This window comes from Sphingomonas sp. TREG-RG-20F-R18-01 (assembly GCF_022662475.1).
Classification (GTDB): Bacteria; Pseudomonadota; Alphaproteobacteria; order Sphingomonadales; family Sphingomonadaceae; genus Sphingomonas.
The window spans coordinates 238374-259139 of sequence record NZ_JAKNQQ010000001.1; the positions used below are offsets into that span (position 1 = coordinate 238374).

The 20766-nt window shown below is 66.9% G+C and carries 14 protein-coding genes; 7 read left to right on the forward strand and 7 right to left on the reverse strand.

All coding sequences use genetic code 11. The features are described from left to right. Nucleotides 1–166: 166 nt before the first annotated feature. The 3 genes from L8K25_RS01135 to L8K25_RS01145 are packed head-to-tail and all read left to right on the forward strand — an operon-like array spanning nt 167 to nt 3859. Nucleotides 167–2656, forward strand: a complete 2490-nt coding sequence (locus L8K25_RS01135) for a TonB-dependent receptor (protein WP_242137094.1) — start codon at nt 167–169, stop codon at nt 2654–2656. A gap of 23 nt (nt 2657–2679) precedes the next feature. Continuing rightward, nucleotides 2680–3396, forward strand: a complete 717-nt coding sequence (locus L8K25_RS01140; protein ID WP_242137095.1) for a phosphatase PAP2 family protein — start codon at nt 2680–2682, stop codon at nt 3394–3396. A 31-nt stretch (nt 3397–3427) separates the two neighbouring features. Beyond that, entirely contained in the window at nt 3428–3859 is a 432-nt protein-coding gene (locus L8K25_RS01145) for a hypothetical protein (RefSeq protein WP_242137096.1), read from the forward strand. On the opposite strand, the gene L8K25_RS01150 is transcribed toward L8K25_RS01145, so the two are convergent. The 7 genes from L8K25_RS01150 to L8K25_RS01180 form a co-directional block, all read right to left on the reverse strand. Further along, nucleotides 3842–6919 (reverse strand): efflux RND transporter permease subunit, encoded by a 3078-nt coding sequence (locus tag L8K25_RS01150; protein ID WP_242137097.1) that lies wholly within the window; start codon nt 6917–6919, stop codon nt 3842–3844. The two genes, L8K25_RS01145 and L8K25_RS01150, sit on opposite strands and share 18 nt — an antisense overlap. Continuing rightward, on the reverse strand, nt 6919–7857 hold the full coding sequence (locus L8K25_RS01155; RefSeq protein ID WP_242137098.1) for an efflux RND transporter periplasmic adaptor subunit: 939 nt from the start codon (nt 7855–7857) through the stop codon (nt 6919–6921). Before L8K25_RS01155 ends, L8K25_RS01150 begins: the two co-directional genes overlap by 1 nt. A 95-nt stretch (nt 7858–7952) precedes the next feature. Next, nucleotides 7953–9290, reverse strand: coding sequence for a TolC family protein (locus tag L8K25_RS01160; protein WP_242137099.1), 1338 nt, complete (start codon nt 9288–9290; stop codon nt 7953–7955). 150 nt (nt 9291–9440) lie between these two features. Beyond that, nucleotides 9441–10964: a hypothetical protein gene (locus tag L8K25_RS01165; protein WP_242137100.1), complete on the reverse strand. Its 1524-nt coding sequence runs from the start codon at nt 10962–10964 to the stop codon at nt 9441–9443. Continuing rightward, nucleotides 10961–11596: a methyltransferase domain-containing protein gene (locus L8K25_RS01170; protein ID WP_242137101.1), complete on the reverse strand. Its 636-nt coding sequence runs from the start codon at nt 11594–11596 to the stop codon at nt 10961–10963. Before L8K25_RS01170 ends, L8K25_RS01165 begins: the two co-directional genes overlap by 4 nt. Next, nucleotides 11593–12603 (reverse strand): glycosyltransferase, encoded by a 1011-nt coding sequence (locus tag L8K25_RS01175; protein ID WP_242137102.1) that lies wholly within the window; start codon nt 12601–12603, stop codon nt 11593–11595. Before L8K25_RS01175 ends, L8K25_RS01170 begins: the two co-directional genes overlap by 4 nt. An 85-nt stretch (nt 12604–12688) precedes the next feature. Then, nucleotides 12689–13978 (reverse strand): glycosyltransferase family 87 protein, encoded by a 1290-nt coding sequence (locus tag L8K25_RS01180; protein WP_242137103.1) that lies wholly within the window; start codon nt 13976–13978, stop codon nt 12689–12691. A 271-nt stretch (nt 13979–14249) separates the two neighbouring features. Here L8K25_RS01180 and L8K25_RS01185 point away from each other — a divergent pair, with 271 nt between their 5' ends. The 4 genes from L8K25_RS01185 (at nt 14250) to L8K25_RS01200 (ending at nt 20703) form a co-directional block, all read left to right on the forward strand. After that, nucleotides 14250–16559: a TonB-dependent receptor gene (locus tag L8K25_RS01185; RefSeq protein WP_242137104.1), complete on the forward strand. Its 2310-nt coding sequence runs from the start codon at nt 14250–14252 to the stop codon at nt 16557–16559. A 55-nt stretch (nt 16560–16614) separates the two neighbouring features. After that, a complete protein-coding gene (locus L8K25_RS01190; RefSeq protein ID WP_242137105.1) occupies nt 16615–17925 on the forward strand; it encodes a dienelactone hydrolase in 1311 nt (436 codons plus the stop codon). A gap of 123 nt (nt 17926–18048) precedes the next feature. After that, on the forward strand, nt 18049–19977 hold the full coding sequence (locus L8K25_RS01195) for a glycoside hydrolase family 2 TIM barrel-domain containing protein (protein ID WP_242137106.1): 1929 nt from the start codon (nt 18049–18051) through the stop codon (nt 19975–19977). Between the two features lie 123 nt (nt 19978–20100). Next, nucleotides 20101–20703, forward strand: coding sequence for a DNA starvation/stationary phase protection protein (locus L8K25_RS01200; protein WP_242137107.1), 603 nt, complete (start codon nt 20101–20103; stop codon nt 20701–20703). Nucleotides 20704–20766: the final 63 nt, after the last annotated feature.

Sequence of the window (20766 nt, forward strand, 5' to 3'; positions counted from 1 at the left end):
AAGATTCAGACCGCGCCACGCCACGGAACCGCCGCACCCCCGTAACAGCCTTGCCATAGGGCATCGGACGAAGCGGGGAGACAGCCGGGCGCCCTTTTGCGGGGGGCTAAGAAACGCGGCGTCTTCGACGAGCCCCGCTCGCGATATCAGTTTGGGGACAATTTCGATGCGTGCGACCTTCCGCCATACCCTGCTCGCCGGGGCCGCCCTTTCGGTGACCTTGCCGGTTCACGCCCTGGCGATCGCGCCCGGCGCTCCGGTTGCGCTGCCCGCCACACCCGTCGCTGCGCCCGTTGGCGCGCCGCAGGACACGGCGGGCGCCGGTGAGCAGACCACCACCAGCGCGAACAGCGCGGGGCAAGCCAATGACAAGCAGTCGCTGACGTCCTCCGACATCATTGTGACCGGATCGCACACCGCCCAAAGCGCGCCGATCACGGTCTCGCTCACCACGACCCAGCCGCAGTCCGCGGTCAGCCGCGACTATATCGCCAACACCACCGCATCGGCCGACTTCAACGAACTGATCGCGCTGACGCCGAGCGTCTCGATCTCGGGCGCGGGCAACGGCTATGGCCTCGGCGAGACCAAGGCGACGATCCGCGGCTTCCAGGACGGCGAATATAACGTCACCTACGATTCGATCCCGTTCGCGGACACCAACAACCCGACGCACCATTCGACCTCGTTCTTCCCGTCCAACACGATCGAGACGATCGTCGTCGACCGCGGCCCCGGCAATGCGAGCCAGCTCGGCCAGGCAACCTATGGCGGCAACATCAACATGTACTCGCGCGCCGCGACCGAGCAGCAGAGCGCGCAGGTCGAGGGCATTGTCGGCAACTGGAACACCTTCATCGGCCGCGCCGAATATCAGTCGGGCAGCATCGCGAAGCTCGGCGGCGCGCGGATCGTGCTGACGGGGCAGTATCTCCAGTCCGACGGCGCGCTGACCTATTCGCCGGTCGGTTCCAAGAACCTCTACGGCAAGATCGTCGCGCCGATCGGCAGCCACAACACGCTGACGATCATGAGCACGTGGAACCGCAACCATTATTACCAGTCGGACGTGCTCAAGGGCGCGACCTGCGGCAGTGCGGCGGTCGGCGCGAACAAGACGACCGCGCTCGGCACCGATGGCCAGCCGCTGACGCAACTGACGGGCGAGAACTGCGCGGCAACGTCGAACGTCGGGCAATACGGTCGCAATTACGCGCTGGGCAACAATCCGAACCAGCAGGATTACTGGAAATACAACCGCACCGACAAGACCACCGATTTTTCCTACGTCCGGTTGCAGACCGATCTAGGTTCGGGCTTCTCGCTCGACAATCGCGGCTACATGTACGGCTACACCAACAACACCCTGTCGGGAAACACCGGCTCGGTCGTCAGCGGCTTCAGCGGCGCGGGCACGGCGGCCTCGCCCTACAAGACGGTGCCGGGTCAGCCGACGGATATCCTCGGCTATAACAAGCTCAACAAATACCGCGTTTTCGGCTATATCGGGCAGGTCAATTACGACTTCGCGCTCGGCAAGATCCGCGTCGGCGGCTGGTACGAACATGCCGTGACCGACCGTCACCTGGTCGATCTCGATCGCACGACCAACACCTTCAGCTTCAACGAGAAGTTCAACAACGGCAACGGCACGGCCGCGCAAAACGCGCTGCCGCCGATCAGCCAGGCCGATCTCAGCTACGTCCAGCATTCGAACTGGAACCAGTATCAGTTGTTCGGCGAGTTCGAATTCCACCCGGTCGCAGGCCTGTCGATCACGCCCGGCGTGAAGTACGTCCATTTCGAACGCGGCATCGCCGCGCCGGTCAACCAGAAGACGCGCCTGCCGCTCGACACCAGCCAGACCTGGACCAAGACGCTGCCGTTCGCGACGATCAACTACATGCCGATGAGCAACTGGTCGTTCTACGGCCAATATGCCAAGGGCATGTATGTCCCGGACCTGTCGAGCTTCTACTCCGCGTCGGGCACGCTCTCGACCGCGCTGGACGCGCTGAAGCCGCAGATCTCGACCAATTACCAGGTCGGCAGCGTGTGGCACGGCAATCGTGTTTCGGTCGACGTCGACGGCTATATCATCAACATCGACAACAAGATCGGCACCTGCACGACGACCGGCTGCGACCAGACGCTGCTCGTCAATATCGGTCAGGTCCGCTACAAGGGCGTCGAGGGCGCTCTCAGCTACATGCCGGTGCGCGGGCTGACGCTGTTCGGCAACGGCTCGTACAATTATGCCCGCAGCGTCACGACCGGCGCGCAGATTGCCAAGGCGCCGTTCTCGACCGCGGCGGGTGGCTTCATCTACCGGCGGGAAGGGTTCCGCCTGTCGTTCGACCAGAAGTTCACCGGCCCCCAATATGCCAGCGAATACACCGGCAGCCCCGGCTACCGCCTGTATCGGATCCGGCCCTACAGCATCGGCGAGTTCGCGATCAGCCAGGAAATCCAGGGCGGCCTGCGGCTCGGCGTGACGGTCAACAACGTCTTTAACAGCCGCGCCGTGACGGCCATTTCCACGAGCACGACCGGCGCGCCGATCAGCGGCGGGTATCAGAGCGGCTACGGTCAGTTGGATCAGTTCAATTACCTTCCGCCGCGCTCGTTCCTGGCCTCCGCACGCATCAAGTTCTGATTGTAACAGACAGGGATATGCGCATGAAACGAGTGTTCGCGGCGGCTGTCGTCGCCATTGCGCTGATGGGGTCGGCCGTGACGGCCGCCCCGCACAGCTTCCATTATCTCCCGGTGGCGGACTTCGAACCGAGCTCGATCCTGCCCGCCCCGCCGGCGCGCGGATCGATCCAGGAAAAAGCAGAGCTCGGCGCGCTCCACGCGATGATCGCGGGCGCCGCCCCGCAACGGATCGAGCAGGCGCGCTGGGACGACGCGCATGAGACGCCCGCGCTGTTCGACGGCACGCTCGGAATCACGCTGGAGTCCCTGCCGCTGACCTGGGCGCTGCTGCGCGAGGTTCAGGAAGAAGGCGACGCCGCCGCCAGCGCCGCGAAGGCGCATTTCGAGCGCACCCGTCCCTATGGCATCGACCCCACCCTGCCGGTCTGCGTGGCGAGCCCCATCGGCAAGCCCGCGAAACCCGCCAAATCCTACCCCAGCGGACATGCGACGCTGGGGTTTTCCACCGGGTTCGTGTTGGCGCACCTGCTTGCCGGGCGCGCGTCCGCGATCCTCGACCGCGCCGCCGACTATGGCGCCAGCCGCGAATATTGCGGGGTGCATTTCCCGAGCGACGTCGAGGCGAGCCATGTGCTCGGCACGCTCATCGCCGCCAAGTTGATGACGCAGCCCGCCTTCCACGCGAAATTCGACGCAGCGCATGCCGAGCTCGTCGCCGCGCATGTTGCCGGCGCGTGATCCGACACGTCCGTTTCGGCCCGGGGACATCATGAAAGCGCAATCGCAACGCCGGCTTCGCCAGGTGCATTTATGGCTCGGCCTGTTCTTCGCGCCGACCATCCTCTTCTTCGCGCTGAGCGGCAGTGTGCAGGCGCTGGGGTTTCAGGATCGCAACGCCGGCTATCGGCCGCCGGAATGGATCAACCTGATCGCCAGCGTTCACAAGCACGGCTACCTCCGTCGCCCCGACGCACAGCGCACGGCGACACCCGCCAAGCCCGCAGCGGACGCCGCCCCCAAGCAAGCAAAGCGCGCGTTCCCCAACGCGTTCAGCCTGTTCGCCGCGCTGCTCGGGCTGTTGCTCGCCGTCGCCACCGCGCTCGGCATCTGGATCGGCCTGCTCAACCGGCGTGACCGCCGGACCAGCATCCTGCTGTTGGCTGGCGGAACCGTCCTGCCGCTCCTATTGCTCCTGGCCTGACGGTCGCCCGACCGGCGGCCCGGCGGTGTCGCGCGGCAGCGTGAGCCGCACCAGCACCGGCATGGCGAGCAGCACGAGCGGATATTGCAGCAGCAGCCCTGCGATGATTGCGATCGCAAGCGGCTGCTGGATCCCCGCCCCCTGCCCGAGCGCCAGCGCGAGCGGTAGCAGCGTCAGGATCGCGGCGAGCGTGGTCATCGTGATCGGGCGCAGCCGGTTGCGGCTCGCCGCACGGGTCGCCTCGGCCGGCGGCATGGTATGTGCGAGCTCCTCGAATTCGGAGACGTAGAAGATCGCCATTTCGGTGCCGATCCCGATGATCATCGTCATCCCCATCAGCGCGGTAATGTTCAGATCGACGCCCGCCGCCCATAGCGCGGTGAACACCGCCGTGGTCGACAGCAGCGAACAACCGATGATGATCACCGGCAGCCAGAACCGCCGGTACAGCACCAGCAACAGCACCAGTTCGGCGACGAGCGCCGCCGCGAACACGCGGAGGAGCCCGGCGAACGCGATCTGCTGCTGCTGGTACAGACCGCCCAGCTCATAGCGCACTCCGGCGCCCAACACGCCGGGCCGGTCGAGCACGCGCCGCACATCGGCCACCGCGGCGCCGATCCCGCGTCCCTGGATACGCCCGGTGACGGCGACCATCGGCTCGAGATTCTCGCGCGCGATCTGCGGCTGTCCGGTGACGCGCTCGATCGTCGCGACCCGGCCGAGCGGGAAGACATAGCCGTCGGTCGCCCGGATCGGCAGCCGTTCCAGACCGGTCTCGCTGATCGTCAACGCGTCGGGCAACCGCACCCGCACGTCCACTGCCTTGCCTGGTTGCGCCAGGGTCGTCGCGACCGTGCCGGTCAGCGCGGCCGACAGTTGCGTCTCGACCTCGCCCGCCACCACGCCCTCGATGCCGGCGCGGACCGGGTCGACATGCACGTCGAGCGCGTCGCCCGCGAGTTGCACCCCGTCCTTCACTTCGACGACGCCGTCGACCTTGCCGATCAGCGCGGCGACGGTGCGCGCCTGTGCCTGGAGCACGGCGGGGTCGGTCGCGAACAGCTTGACCTCGATCGGCTGCGGCACGGCGGTGAGATCTCCGATCAGATCCTCCATCAGCTGCGCCACCTCGACCTGTACGCCGGGCACGTCGCGTGCGACCTGCGCGGCAACGGCGGCGGCGACGTCCTCGGTCGCGCGCGCGTGATCCGGCTTGAGCCGGACGAAATAGTCGCCGTGGTAGCTTTGCCCGAGATCACCGCCGAGCCCGGTGCCAAGCCGGCGCGAGAAGGTCAGCACCTCGGGATTGGCGCGCAGCATCGCATCGACCTGCCCGATCTGCCGGCCGGTCTCGTCGAGCGACGTGCCCGGCGCCGTGTAATAATCCATGACGAAGCCGCCTTCGTCGACCTTGGGCATGAACCCGCTCGGCACGTTGGCATAGCCGACATAGCCGACCGCCAGCAGTGGCACCAGGACCACCAGCAGCAGCCAAGGCCGTGCGACCAGCCGGTCGAGCGTCCGTTCGTGCAGCCGTGCCACCCGCCCCTCGCCGGGTTTGCCGGGATCGTGCCAGGCCCCGAAGTCGACCAGCCCGCGCACCAGCACCGGGACGACAAAGGCGGTCATCGCCCAGGAAATCGCGAGCGCTGCCGCCATGGTCACCGACAGCGCCTTCGAAAAGGCGCCGGTGATCCCGGTCAGGAACGACAAGGGGACGAAGACGATGCCGGTCGCGAGGCTGGAGCCCGTGAGCGGCGCAAGGAATTCCCGCGCGGCGGGAATCACCGCGGCGTTGCCGAATGGCCGGCCGTCCGCATCGCGCGCACCCGCTCGCCGGGCGATATGTTCGACCATCACGATCACATCGTCGATCAGCAGCCCGACCGCCGCCGCGATCCCTCCCAGCGTCATGATGTTGAAGCTCATGCCCAGCACGCTCAGGACCAGCACCGTCGCCGCGAGCGTCGCCGGGACGACGATCACCGCCACCAGCGTGACGCGCCAGCTGCGCAGGAAGGCGAACAGCACGATCGCCGCGAGCACCAGCCCGATCAGCACCGCATCGCGCACGCTCGCGACCGATTCGGTGACGAGCGCGCTCTGGTCGTACCAGTTGACCAGCCGCACGCCCCGGGGCAGCCGGAGCGTTGCCAGCCTCTGCTGCACGGCATGCGCGATCTGCACGGCATTGCCGTCGGGTTGTTCGTAGATATTGAACAGGACCGCGGGGCGGCCGTCCTCGACGATCCGCTGCCACACCGGCACCGCGCCGTTCTGCACCGTCGCGACATCGCGGACACGGATCACGCCGCCGGGTGTCGCCTTGACCACGATGTCGCCGATCTGCGCCGCGCTGGTCGCGCTACGGTCCGCCACCACCAGCGACAGCCGCCCGCGATCCTGCACCTGGCCGACCGCGCTCAGCACGTTGCCGCCCCTGATTGCGGCGGCGAGATCCGCCATCGCCAGCCCGTAGCCGGCGAGCCGATGCGGATCGGCGAGCACCTCGACCTCGGCGGTGTCCCCGCCCTGCACGCCGACCCGCGCGAGCCCGGGGATGGCGGAGAGCAGCGGCGTCACCTGATAGCGCGCGAAATCCTGCAGCGCGATCGGATCGGCCGAAGTCGATACCAGGGCGTAGGAGATGATCGGGAAGACCGTCGGGTCCATCCGCCGGACACCGTAACTGGTCCCGGTCGGCAGCGTGGGCAGGATCCGCGCGACCGCGGTATCGACCAACAACGTGCTGGCGATCATGTCGCGGCCCCATCCGAAGTCGATCGAGATCTGCGCGGTGCCGCGCGTCGTCTCCGAGCGGACGTTGGCAACCCCGGGAATTGCGCGGATCGCTTCCTCGACCGGACGGGTGACGGTCAGCGCGGTCTGGTCGGCGGGGCGGCTGCCCGAATCGAGATCGACCACGACGCGGGGAAAGGAGACTTGCGGAAACAGCCCGATCGGCAACGACAGCGCCGCGACGACCCCGGCCAGCGCAAGCGCGAGCGCGACGAGCACGAAGGCGCGGGCCTGCGTCCGGAGCAGCCGTTCGAGCATCAACGACCCCGGCGCACGGCGTCACCGTCCTGCACCTGATAGGCCCCCGCGACGATCAGCGGCCGATCCGGCGCAAGACTGCCATCGACGACGTCGCCGCGATCGGAGCTGAGCAGGATGCGCACCGGCACCGCATGCGCCTTGCCACCGAGGATCTGGAAGACCCGGGTCGGCCCGCCCGTCGCGACAACCGCCGCATGCGGGACGACCCAGCCGCCGACCGTGGCGGTCGCGATCCCGACCTGCATCGACTCGCCCGGCAGCAGGCTGCCGCCCGGAAATTGCACGTCGACGTCGACCAGCCGCGTCTGCGGATTGAGCGCGCCGTCGACCCGGATCACACGACCGGCCAGCGTCGGGCCGCCCGACAATCGCGTAACAGTCGCCGCCTGCCCGACCGCCAGCGCCGCGCGCTGCGCCGGGTCGACCCCTGCGGAAACGACGATTCCGCCGCTCCGCGCGATCGTCAGCAGCGCGGCCCCCGCCTGGATACGGTCGCCCTGCGCGACGGGTGCGGCCGTGACCACGCCGGCGAACGGCGCGACCACGGTCCTGACGGGCGCGCCCGCGCCGTCCGCCTGGAGCGCGGCGAGCGCGGTCTGCGCATCCGACACGGCCTTGTCGGCCTGCACTTGCTGGTCCTGCGTCGCGAGTTGGGCGGCGAGCAGCTGCGCGGTGGTCGCACGCTGCTTGCGCGCCGCCGCGAGCGCGCTGACGGCCTGATCATAGGCGCTGCGCGCGGCCGGCGCGGTCACGAACGTCGCGAGCGGCTGGCCCGCGCGCACAACGCTGCCCACCGCGACCAGCAACCGCGTGACTTGCCCCGGCTGCGCCTCGCTCAGCGTCTGCGTGCCCCCGACCGACGGGGCGACCGAACCGTAAGCGGTCACGATCGCCGGCAGGGTCCCGCGCTGCGGCCGAACGGTGTCCACGAGCACGGAGGGCGCGGGCCCCCGAGCCTCGTCGGACGCGTCGGTGCCGCAGGCCGAAAGGGCCACCAGCAACAAAAAGGGCGCAACCCGCGCGCGCCGGGTCAATGTCCCGCCCCCGGCATCGGTGGCAGGTCGACGGTCGGCAGCCCCGCCCCGACCAGCGTCTGGACCGCAATCCGGCGGTCGATCAGCGCGCGTTCCAGCGTCATGATTTCCTGTTCCTTGGCGAAGCGGTTCGACACCAGGTCGACATAGCCGCGCTCATCGATGTTGGACGCGCCGAACGCGCTCTGCGCCCGCGCCGCGGCACGCTCGGCGGCGGGCAGATCGCGCCGGGCGATATCGAGCTGCGCCGCCAGTTGCTCGTATTCGCGCAGCAATGCCCCGACCGTTCCCGTCGCGGCCGCCAGCCGCGCTGCGTAATCGGCGTTGAGCTGCGCGCGCGTCGCCCGGGCGATCGCGATATTGCCCTGGTTGCGGTCGAAGATGGGCAGGCCGATCTGCGCGCTCGGACCGGCGTTGATCACTTTGGAACTGTCGCTTGCGATGCTGCCGCCAAGGATCAGGTCGGGGAATTGCGCAACGATCGCGGCACGCACCTGCTCGTCCGCCGCAGCGTAGCCGAGCCGCAGCGCGATCAGGTCCGGCCGCCGCGTCGGCAGTGTCGCCAGATCGGCGCGAATCGCGGCGGGATCGAACGGCGGCAAATCCACGGACGAAGCGAGTGGAACCGCCACCCCCGGCACCAGTCCGAGCAACGCGTCCAGCTGATGCAACAGGACGAGCCGGGTCTGGTCGAGCGCATCGAGCGCGGTCCGCGCCGCTTGCAGCGCGACCCGGTCGGGCGCGACCGTCATCAGCGTCACGGTTCGCGCAGCGAGCGCGCGTTCGAGTTTGGCGTTGCGGTCGGCCAGCAGCGCGTAGGTCGCAACGTAGCTGGCACGGCTGCGCGCGGTCAGGATCAGGTCGCTCGCGATCTGGCGGGCCTGCCCGGCGACCTGCCATTCCTGCCAGACCAGATCGGCGGCGACCTGTCGCTGGCCATCCAGCGCCGCGCGGCGCCGCGAGCGATAGGTGATGATCGTCTTGATATCCTGCGTCAGCCCGACGTTCCATGCCGGGACGCTCCCCGCCCCGGACAGCAGCGGCAGGAACGCGCCCCCGATCGCAGGATTGGCGAACAGCCCCGCCTGCCGGGTCTGCGCGGTCGCCACGCTGCTGCGCAAGCGTGCCGCCTTGAGCTCGGGATTGTTGGCGAGCGCCAGATCGACCACCTGTTCGACCCGGAGCGCGCCCCCTGCGGGCGCCCGGTCCAGCGCGGCTGGGGTGGCGACGAGTGGCGCGGCCGTGGGCAACGGCAGCGCGGCATAGTGCGCGCAACCGCCCAGGCTCGCGCACACGGTCATCGCAATCAGCCGTCGCTGGCGGGCGGTTGTCATCGGTGCCGCGAACCTTCGCTTGGGATGCCTGTCGTTACGACCCGCGCTCTGCCCGCGCTATAGCGCAAGGCAAAGTTGGTTATCCCCAATTTCGCAGGCTTGCGGTTTTCACCCGATCGGTTCGTCCCGACGACGACGGATGGATCCCGCCTATCGCGGCAAATGAAGGACCAGTTGGCCGTGCTGCTCCAGTCGCGGATAGGCTGCATCGATCGCGTCGGCGACGACCGGATTGTAGCGTTCATCATAAATCCGCTCGCCACGATTGCCGACCGTCACGAAAAAGCCGAACTGCTTGGCACGGATGCGCCTGGCAAACGCGGCTTCGTCATACAGCCCCGCATGGCCGAGCTCAGCCGCGATCGCCGGCTCCCACCGCACGGGCTGGCCGCCACGGATCAGCAGCACCATCGCGTCCGACACGACCGGACGCGGCGACCGGGCGATGCGCGCGGCGATCCTGTCATACGGTGTCGTCGCCATGTCACGCTCGCTGTCGGCAACCAGCGCACGATACGCTTGTGTGGGGATACCCACCACGACCACCGCGATCAGGAACAGCCGTGGCCAGCGCCCCGCAGGGCGCGCAGCCTGGATGACGGGCAGCGCGCCGATCCCGACAAACACCGCAACCGCATACAGCCATTCGATCAGATAATTGTCGCTGGCCCCGGACTTCATCACCATGGGCAGCATGGCGGTCTTGATCGCAAGGAAAACCGCCAGAAGGCATGCCGCGAAGTCACCGGGTCTGGCAGCCAACCGGGTCCGCAGCCTGGCAACGGCGGTCGGCCTCAAGCGCTGCCATGTTGCGCCAACGCCCAGGATCGCGACCGCCACGGTGCTGATCTGCGAAAGGATGACATATTCGAGGATCTGGACACGCGGCAGATCGACCCGGTTCAAATTGTACAGCAGCGTATGGCGGAGGAAGCCGCCGTGGCTCATCAGGCTCAGCCCCGCCAGTGTGCCCAGCCCCAGCGCCGCACACCATCCGAACAGTATCCAGGCGGCACGCGGCCGCACCAGCCAAAGGGTGGCGAAGGCCGCGGCGGGCGCGGCGATCGAGGTCTGCTTGGTATAGACCGCCAGCACGAAGCACAGCGCCGCCAGTGCAATCCGCATGGGCCGCTTCCAAGCGCCCAACGTCAGCGCCAGGCCGCCGAGGGAGAATGCGCCAGCCAGCATATCGACGCGCATCAGACTGGCCCACGACAGGATGGTCGGCGCGCTGGCAAGGCATCCCCCCGCGATCAGCGCCGCGACAAGCCGCGCTGGCCGCGGCCGACAGGACGGCATGGCGGCATAGGCGAGATATCCGACCAGGCCCATCGAGACGAGCGTCGACAGGAGCGACACCATCCGCCCGGTTGCCAGCCCATCCGTGCCGAACAGCGATGCCAGACCGTGTACGACAAGATAATAGACGGGGGGATAATGGTAGACGATCGCCGGGAACACCCCGAGCGGCGCATATCCCTGGCCGCCGACGATGTTGATCATCTGTTGCCAGACGATCCCTTCCCCATAATCGAGGTCGTAGCGATACGGGATCGCGGTGGCCGCGAGATACAAAAGCTTTGCCAGATCCGCGGCCAGCAACACCAGCGCCACCGCGATCCCGCAGCGCAGCGCCCACCAACGCCAGTCGGGACGCGATGCGGTCGGCATCATCGCGGTCGGGCCACGAGCAGCATTTGCTTGCCCATCGGCTTGATCGGCGAGGCCAGATAGGCCGCGATCAACCATGGCCAGACCGGGAAACGCGACTTGACCGTCAACGGCAGGAAGCGCGGCCGTACCTCGGTGACATCCCAACCATGCGCGGTCAGCAGATCCGCCAAACTGATGTGCGAATAGACCGCGACATGGGTGTAATCGTCAAAATATTCGCGAAACGCGTACCGATAGTTCGGCTGCAGGATGGTCAGCGTCCCGCGGCTCGCCAGCGTGCGCGCGATCTCGCGCAGCGCGACGATGAACGTATCCTGCGTCAGATGCTCGAACACATTCGATGCGAACGCGAAATCGACACTGGCGTCGTCGATTGCGCTCAGATCCGTGACCGGGGTGATGAGCGCCTCGACACCGGGGGCCACGTGCTCGGCGAGCCCGGCCCAGGTGTCGACCGCGATCCGCCGTCGGGCCGTGACGCTGTTGACAAAATCGCCATAGCCAGCGCCCAGGTCGAGCACGCAGGCGTCCGCGGCGATGCGATGCCGGAAGACGTAACGCCAGAGGGCGCGCCAAACGGCACCGCGGCGGTGGCTCTCGGTCAGCCGTGACCCGTGATAATCGCCGCTCATGCGTAGCGCTTCCAATCCGAAAGCAGGCCGTAGATCATCCGCGTCCCCACGGAGAAACCGCGCCAATTGTTGATGTTGCCCCCCTTCCTGAGACCGATGCGGGCATGGAAGGTAATCGGACATTCCAGCAGCAGCAAACCCCGCCGAAGCGCCGTATCGAGGAAGTGGGCGTTGAACTCCAGATTTACCGCCGGGTTGAGGTGCGGCAGCAGCCTGATCAGTGCATCGCGACGGCACAATTTATAGGTCGTGCCGACATCGGTGATCGTGCCGCGCCCGAGATGCTTCGCCTCCAGCAACTTGCCGACGAACAGATTGCCATAGTACATGAAGACGGTCAGCTGGGTCAGATACTGTCGCAGCGGCTCGACAATGCGGGATCCGTTCACGATGTCGGCATGCGGCGCATAAGCGAGCAGCTTTTCGACATCATAAGCGCGGAACGTGCTGTCCCCTTCGCATACGACGACGAACTCGGTATCGTCGAACCGCACGGCCTCGCTCATGCAGCGATGGACACACCGGCCATACCCCGGTGCCGGCTCGTTGAAGGTCAGCGCTCCGGCGGCCTCGGCACGGGCGAACGTCGCGTCGTGGCTGTTGTTGCTGACGACGATGACCCGCTCCACCAACGGGTGGGCCAAAAAATCCTCGACCGCTCCGGCGATGCTGTCCTCGTCGTTATAGGCCGTCAACGCGACGGTGACGCGACGTCGTTGTACGGGAGTATACCGCACCGGTATGTCGGGTTTCTTCCGCTGCAGCATGAACAGGAGATCGAACAGCGCGAGGACGATGCCGATCATGATCGGAACGCCGCTATACCATACCAGCCACTCGGCGACGGGATCGAGTAACGCATGCAGACCCAGCAGATAGCGGGGAAAGACCAGCAGCACTCCAGAGAGATACATCGCAAGGCCAGCGACGAAACACAGGACGCCGTACAGCAGGAATGGCTTGTCGAGCGGGTGCGGTGCGATTGGGTTCAGCGGACGGCCCGCCATATCTTCGCCTTCCATTCGCGCAGCAAGGATCGCGGCGCCAGGAAAAGTGTAGAAAAGAATAGTTAATGAAGCGTGCGGTGCAGCTTCACCGGGCCACCGGTCGTGCGGGCCGTTGCTCCGCACGACGGACACCCGTCCGGCCATTCCACCCGTGGAATACCCAGCGACCGTCCACCCTTGCACCGCTGCCATGCAACGCCGCGCGCGCGCAAGCCAACAGTACCGCTGCCATTACCACGGGCCCGACCGGCACACCCAGGTGCAGCGCGAGGTCGCGCGCGACGAGTGGCAGGATGTAGCCCGCGAGGAGCACGGCTTTCTCCCAGGGCAGAAAGCCGCGCCGTAGTCCCTCGGTCCACAGCCAGGCCAGCGGAATGGCGGTAACGATCAGGTCATAGTCGAGCAGGAACGGGCTCATCAGCGTCATGGCGGCGACGCACACGGCCCCCTGCCCCCGCGCGTTCGTTCCCCGCACGCGGGCGATGATGACGAGCAGGCCGACCGCGCCGCCCGCCGCCAGGCCCTGCAAGCCGTAGGCCAGGCCAATTCCGCCACCCAGCACGCGGACGGCAGAAAAGAGGCTCACCATCTTGCCCGGTTCGACCAGCCCCTGCTCGAGGATCGCGCGCCCCGTTGCGCTGCCCGCCAGGAACCCCGTCCAGACCGATGGGCCGAACACGAACCACGACGCTCCGCACGCGGCGATCGCAGTCGCCGCGCCGGCGACCGCTACCCGCCATCGACCGCTCGCCAGCACCAACACCGGGATTGCCAGCGCGATCTGCGGCTTGATGACCAGCAGGCCGAGCAACGCCCCCGCGAGCCAGGGGCGTCGATCAATCAGCCATAGCCCGCTCCCGAGCAAGGCGCAGGTCAGGAAGCCATTCTGGCCATGGCCGGTGTTCATCAACACTGCCGGAAACGCGAAAGCGGTCAGCGCGCCCCCCGACGCGACGCGGGGTGACAGGCCCAGCCATCTCCTCAACGCCAGCCAGTAGGCCGCCCCGGTGACCAGCAGCCAGCCGATCAACGCGACGAAATACGGGACCAGTCCGAGTGGCAGGCACAGCAACAGGAATGGCGGCGGATACAGGAACGAAGGCCCGGGTTCGACCGGCATGGCCGCCCGCTGGATCGCGTACAGTTGCGCAAGGTCATAGGCTGCGCCGCTCCGCCCGGCCAAGGCAAGCTTCGAAGCCGTCCAGAATGCCAGGAAGTCGGTGCCCAGCGGCTTCCCCATGAGATCGATGCCATGTCGCGCGGTGAGGACCGTGCCCAGGGCCGCCACGAGCGACACTACGATCAGGATCCAGCGATATGCGCGCGCCCGCCCGGCTGTCATCCAAACCATGTGTCGCAGCGGATCGATCGTCATCCCGGACAGCGCCCATCTCCCGTTGCCGACCCGCGGCCGGTGCCCGCGATCGCTCTAGCGCAGTGCATGTTTAAGGATGGTTACCCGGCTTCCGGGCAGAACACGGACCACCGCGCGCATAGGCACGCGCAAATCTGCCAAGCTCCCATGGCCTTGGCCAGAACCAACGTCCCTGACCAGGGTGGTCATACAATACTTGCATTTGGTCAGGCCATTTGTTAGCTCAATAGGCGAGCGCACCAGAGAGTCGCCATGAAAATTGGGGGGATGCATGATCGGATTGCATACGTCTGTCGCACGCGGCGCACTCGCGCTGTCGCTCGGCCTAGGTGTTACGCCAGCGCTGGCCGCGCCGGTTCCGGCCAAACCGGCAGATCCGTCCGCCCTGCAGGAAGCCCCGCCCGCGACGTCGGACGCTGCGTCGCCCTCCGCCACCGATGGCGACATCATCGTGACCGCCCAGAAGCGCGCCGAAAACATCCAGCGTGTGCCGCTCGCGGTCTCGGTCGTTGGCGAGGCGCAGTTGAAATCCAGCGGCGTCACGCAGTTTCAGGACCTCGGCAAGGTGGCGCCGTCGCTGACCGTGCGCCCCGCCGAGCACCCCGTGAATGCCAACGTATCGCTGCGCGGCGTCGGCACGTTCGCCTTCGGGATCGGGGTCGAATCCAGCGTCGCCGTGCTGGTCGACGAAGTGCCGCTCGCGTTCCAGGCGCGGGCCTTCACCGATCTGCCGGACGTCGAACGGATCGAAGTCCTGCGTGGCCCGCAGAGCACCTTGTACGGCAAGGCGGCATCGGCCGGCCTGATCAACATCATCACCCGCTCCCCCACCAGCACGCTGCGCGTGCGCGCCAATGCGCTGGTGACGACGGACCGGGAATATGGCGGGAACTTCAGCGTCTCCGGGCCGATCAGTCCGGAACTCGGCTACGTGCTGTCGGCGAGCTATTCCACCTGGGACGGAAATGTCCGCAACCTGTTCAACAACAAGCGGGTGAACGGGCGCGAGGCCTTCAACACGCGCGGCAAGATCCGGTGGGAACCCACGCCGACCGCGACCTTCACGCTGTCAGGCAATTATCTCAACGGCAACTCGACGGTCGGCCGGCCGTTCATCCGGCTGGACCCGAACGCGCTACTCCGCAACAGCGCTGGCCAGACCGCCGCGGTCGCGCTTCCCGGAGTCACGGTCAGCGAGACCAATCAGGCGATCAGCAACAATTACGATGCGCGAACCAACTATCAGGGCGGCGGAGGATCGCTGCGGGGGGACATCGGGCTCGGCGCCATGACGCTGGTCTCGATCACGTCCTATGATCGGTTCGTCCTGCACGACTATCTGGACCATGACGACACCGCGGCACCGGCAGCGGTCGGCAGCAACACCCAGATCGGCACCTTCCGGTCCAAGCTGTTCACGCAGGAAGTGCGGCTGCTTTCGCCCAGCAGCAATCCGTTCCGCTATACGATCGGCGCCTATTACGCGAACGTGCAGTTCGAGCGGCCGTTCGTTCGCGGTCCGGCGTTCTCGCTCGCCAACTGGTTCGCGACATCCAAGTCGCGGCAGGTCGCCGGCTTCGCGCAGATCAACTGGGAAATCCTGCCGCGGCTGACGTTGACCGGCGGCGGACGGGTGCAGAACGAACGCGTGTCGTACACGTTCAAGGACAATCTGGCGGTCGCCCCGAACCCGTCCCTCTTCAGCGGAAGCGCCGAGGATACGGCCGGGACCTATCGCGTCAGTGGCAGCTACAACCTGACCCGCGACCTCACCTTCTTCGCGACCTATTCGACCGGCTACAAGGGCCAGACCTACGATCTGACCACCGGCTTCAACGCCAACCGCGCGGCGGCCGGCCCGATCAAGCCCGAACGCTCCCGTGACAAGGAACTTGGCGCGCGCATGCAGTTCTTCGATCGCAAGCTGACGCTGAACCTCACCTTCTTCGATACCAATTACAAAAACCTGCAGGCGCAATCGATCGAGACGCTGGCGGATGGAACGACCAACTTCCGCCTGACCAACGTCGGCGGGTTGAACACCAAGGGTATCGAGATCGACAGCGCGGCACGGCTCGGGACATTGGCGCTGACCGGCTCGTTCACCTATCTCGACGCCAAATATACGTCGTTCGACGTCGCGCAATGCTATCCCCGCCAGCAGGTTCCGGCGACGTGCCTGCCGCCGACGTCGCCCACCTTCCAGAACCTGACCGGACAACGCGCCGTACAGGCGCCGGAATGGAAGTTCTCGGTCGGGGCCGACTTCTCGCCGTCGCTGACCGAGACGCTGAAGGGTATCGCTCAGCTGAACTGGCAGTATCAGAGCAGCGTATATTACGTCGCCGAGGATCCGCAGACCTTCCAGGGCGCCTATCACATCGTCAACGCGGGCCTCGGCGTCCGCGACGCAGACCGCAAATGGGAAATCGTCGCCTTCGTCAACAATCTGTTCGATCAGCAATATTACCCGTCCCTCGTCAACTCGGCAGCGAACTTCGGTAACAAGCTCGCGACCCAGGCGCTGCTGCCGCGCGACTTCCGCCGCTACGGCGGGCTTCGGCTAGGGGTCAATTTCTGAGCGTCGGGGGAGCCAGACGGCCTCGTCACGCCCTGCTATGGAGCGGAATGGTCCTATGGTTCGTCCGACCCTGGTAATCGCGATCGCGAGCACCGCCGCCTTGCTGTCGCTGGCGCAAGCCACCGCGCAGGATGCCCCGGCACGGCCGCCGGTAGATGCGCCCGAGCTTGCCGCTTTGGGTACTCATCCGGTCGGTGTGGTGGATCTCGACCTCGTTCAGCCGGCCCAGGCGGATCCCTTGCAGGGCGCTGAGAAGCCGGCGATCGTCGACCGGCGGCTGCACCTCAAGATCTGGTACCCCGCGGCAACTGCGGGTGGCGGCACCCTCTATCGCAGCGCGTTGCCCGGGGCCGACGGCGCCGACGTCGCCTTTACCGTCGCGGGCCTCGCAACCCCCCGCACCGTCGGCGCAACCGGGCGGTTCCCGCTGGTGATCCTGGCGCACGGCTACAGCAATACGCCCGAGGCGCTATCCTGGCTGGGGGAAAACCTGGCGAGCAAGGGTTATGTCGTGGTCGTTCCGGCGTTTCGCGACCCCTCGATCACGATCCGGACCGCCGCCGCAGCCGCGGGGCCGATCGCGCGGAGGCCGCTCGACATCGCGTTCGTCGCCGCCGAGGTGCAGCGTCGTGCCCGGGCGGGCGAAGCGCCATTCGCCAATACCGACGGCACGCGTACCGCATTGATCGGCTATTCCATGGGGGGCTACGGCGTCCTCACGGCGGCGGGCGCGCCGCTCGATCCCGCCCTGGCTGGCGCAACGCGCGGCGTCCTGGCGCGCTACGTTGCTGGCGGAGCCGCGGCGGCTGCGCTGAAGGTCGCCGATCTCAAGGCGGTGGTCGCGATTTCCCCCGCCAGCGTCGTCCGCGGAGTGAGGATGTGGGCGCCACCGGGGGTCTCCGCCATCAGGACCCCGACGCTGTTCATCGTCGGCAGCCAGGATCGCACCGTCGGCTATGATCCCGGCGTACGTACCCTGTTCCATCAGGAGACGCACGCGCCGCGTTATCTGCTCACGTTCCGCGAAGCGGGCCACAGCATCGCGCTGACCGGCGCGCCGCCCGAGATGCGCAAATCCTATTGGGACCAGGATTGGTTCGAGGATGCGGTGTGGCGCAAGGACCGCCTCATCGCGATCCAGACGCACTTCATCACCGCGTTTCTCGATCGCTACGTCAAGAACGACCAGAGTAAGGCGGCCTATATCGAAGGGTTGATCCCCAATGCCGACGACGGGACATGGCCCGGCGCACCGGCCGGGCGATACGCCGGTTTCAGCCCGGGCCCACCGGTCGCGTCCCTCTGGAAGGGTTTCCAGCCCAACAAGGCGGCGGGCATGAGCTTCGAATTCAAACCCGCCGAATGACGCCGCGGGGCTGCCTGGCATCGTCGCGCACGCACGGCGCAGCCGCGCCAAGCAATGCCGGGCCGATCCGCCAGCAAGTTTGAGTAACCGACAGAAATTCCATCCGCAACAGGGCGAGCCGACATGAAGATGACAGGAATGATGCGACGCCTGGTGGCGACGGCGATGGTCTGTGCGGCGCCTGCGATCGCCCAGGAAGGCGCCCCGCAACCGCAGCCCTTGCCCCTTGCGACCGCCAAGAACAGCCCGTTGCTGGTTTCCGCCGACCTGCGCGACGGGATGGACCTGTCGGGACCGTGGCATTATTCGATCGATCCGTTTCGATCGGGTCTCGCCGGATTTCATGGCGAGGTTCCCGGCGTGTCGCAGCAACGCTATCTCGACCTGGACGTCAGCAAGGCAATGCGGGACGACAATCGCGCGCTGTTCGAGTTCGATCTCAGCCACTCGCCGGTGACGACCCTCCCCTCGTCCTGGCTGACCGAGGCGCCAGAGTTGCGTCACTATCAGGGGCTGATGTGGTATCAACGCACCTTCCCCGCGCCCGCCGGGCGGACGGGCCGCTATTTCCTTCGCTTTGGCGCGGCGAATTATGCCACCGTCGTCTATCTCAACGGCAAGCCCATCGGCCGGCATGCGGGCGGGTTCACGCCCTTCGCGTTCGAGGTAACCGGCCAGCTGCGCGACGGCAGCAACCAGATCACCATCGGGGTCGATTCCCAGGCCAGCGAAGCGACCGTGCCGCCCCCCGTCACCGACTGGGAAAATTACGGCGGCGTGACGCGCGGCATACGCCTGATCGCCACGCCCGGTACCTATGTCGACGACGCGTGGGTACACCTGACCCGCGACGGCAGGATGGCCGTGCAGGCGCATCTCGACGGACCCCGGGCCGCCAACGCGGCGGTCCATTTCCGTATCGCTGCGCTCGGCCTCGACGTGGCGGGCACTACCGACGCCATGGGCGATTGGCGGGCAACCGTCGCCGCGCCGCGGGCGCTGGTCCGCTGGTCGCCGGAACACCCGAAGCTGTACGACGTGACGATCGCCGCAGGATCCGACACGTGGCGCGACCGTATCGGGTTCCGCACGATCGCCGTGCGCGGGGCGGACATCCTGCTGAACGGTAAACCGATCTTCCTGCGCGGCATTTCCCTGCACGAAGAGGAACTGGGGACCGATCCGACCCGCGCGATGACACCGGCGGCGGCCCGCGCTTTGCTGAGCGAGGTCAAGGACGGGCTGCACGGCAATTATGTCCGGCTCGCGCATTACCCGCATTCCGAGGTGATGACCCGCATGGCGGACGAGATGGGCCTGATCGTGTGGAGCGAGGTGCCGGTCTATTGGCTGGTCGCCTGGTCCAACGCCGATACGCTGGCCACCGCGCGCAACATGGTCGCAGAAAACATCCTGCGCGACCGCAATCGCGCATCGATCGGCATCTGGAGCGTGGCGAACGAGACGCCGGTGACCGACGCCCGCAACGCCTTCCTCCGCACGCTCGTGCAGGATGTCCGCGGCCTCGACGATACCCGCCTGGTCAGCGCGGCGTTGCTGGTCGAGCGGTCGCAAGGCCCGGGGGCGCCGGTGATGACCATGGCGGATCCGCTCGCCGATGCGCTCGATGTGCTGGCGATCAATACCTACAACGGCTGGTATTCGCCCGATCGGCTGGCGGACGTGCCGGGCATCGTCTGGCGGGTCCCGGCCGGCAAGCCCCTAGTGTTTTCCGAATTCGGCGCAGACGCGCGCGCCGGCTTCCATGACATCGGCCCGGCGCCGCAGAAGTTTTCGGAGGAATATCAGGCCGACTATTACCGCGCCACGCTGAAGATGGCGGATGGCGTAAAGACGCTGCGCGGCATGTCGCCCTGGATCCTGAAGGACTTTCGCTCGCCGCGCCGGCAGAACCCCGATTTCCAGCAAGGCTGGAACCGCAAGGGCCTGATCGCCGAGACGGGGCAGCGCAAGCAGGCGTTCGGGGTTCTGGCGGGCTATTACGCCGACAGAAGCGAAGGTTCCGAGGACGCCACGCAGCATCGACGGTAACGATTCCAGTCCGGTCGCGCACCGGCGGACGCGCTTCCCGGCTTTCGCGATACGGACGCTGGACCCTTTTCCACCGGCACGTCGTTTGAGCGCTACCGAACCTTCAGCGAAACAGGACAAACCATGGCCCGCAAGACCCCGAAATCCGCCGCCGCCCCGCAAACGGCGGAAGCGCAGCCGCAGTACAAGGTCGAATATCGCGAGATCCAGCCGTACGAGACGCTCAAGGAGCTGCCGCTCGCCCTGGAAGCAAATGCCCGCGCGCAGAGCGTCGCCACGCTCAACCAGGTGCTGGCCGATACGATGACGCTGCGTGACCTGTACAAGAAGCACCACTGGCAGATGTCGGGCGTGACCTTCTATCAGCTCCACCTGCTGCTCGATAAGCATTACGAGGAGCAGGCAAATCTGGTCGACATGATCGCCGAGCGGATCATGGCGCTGGGCGGCATCAGCATCGCCATGGCGCCCGACGTCGCCGAGATGACGCGCATTCCTCGTCCGCCCAGGGGTCGCGAGGACGTGCCGACCCAGCTTGCGCGCCTGCTGGAAGCGCATGAGATCATCCTGCGCCAGGCCCGCGAAGGTGCCGAAGCGGCGGACGAAGCCGGCGACGACGGCACGAACGACTTGCTCGTCAGCAACATCATCCGCACGCACGAGCCGCAAGTGTGGTTCCTGGCCGAGCATCTGGCCGAGACCGCGATCGTTCGCTCGAACGTCTGAACGAAGCGCGCCGCCCGCGGGCGGCGCAGCCGACCGGGGAGCGCTGACGCCAGCGCTACCCGG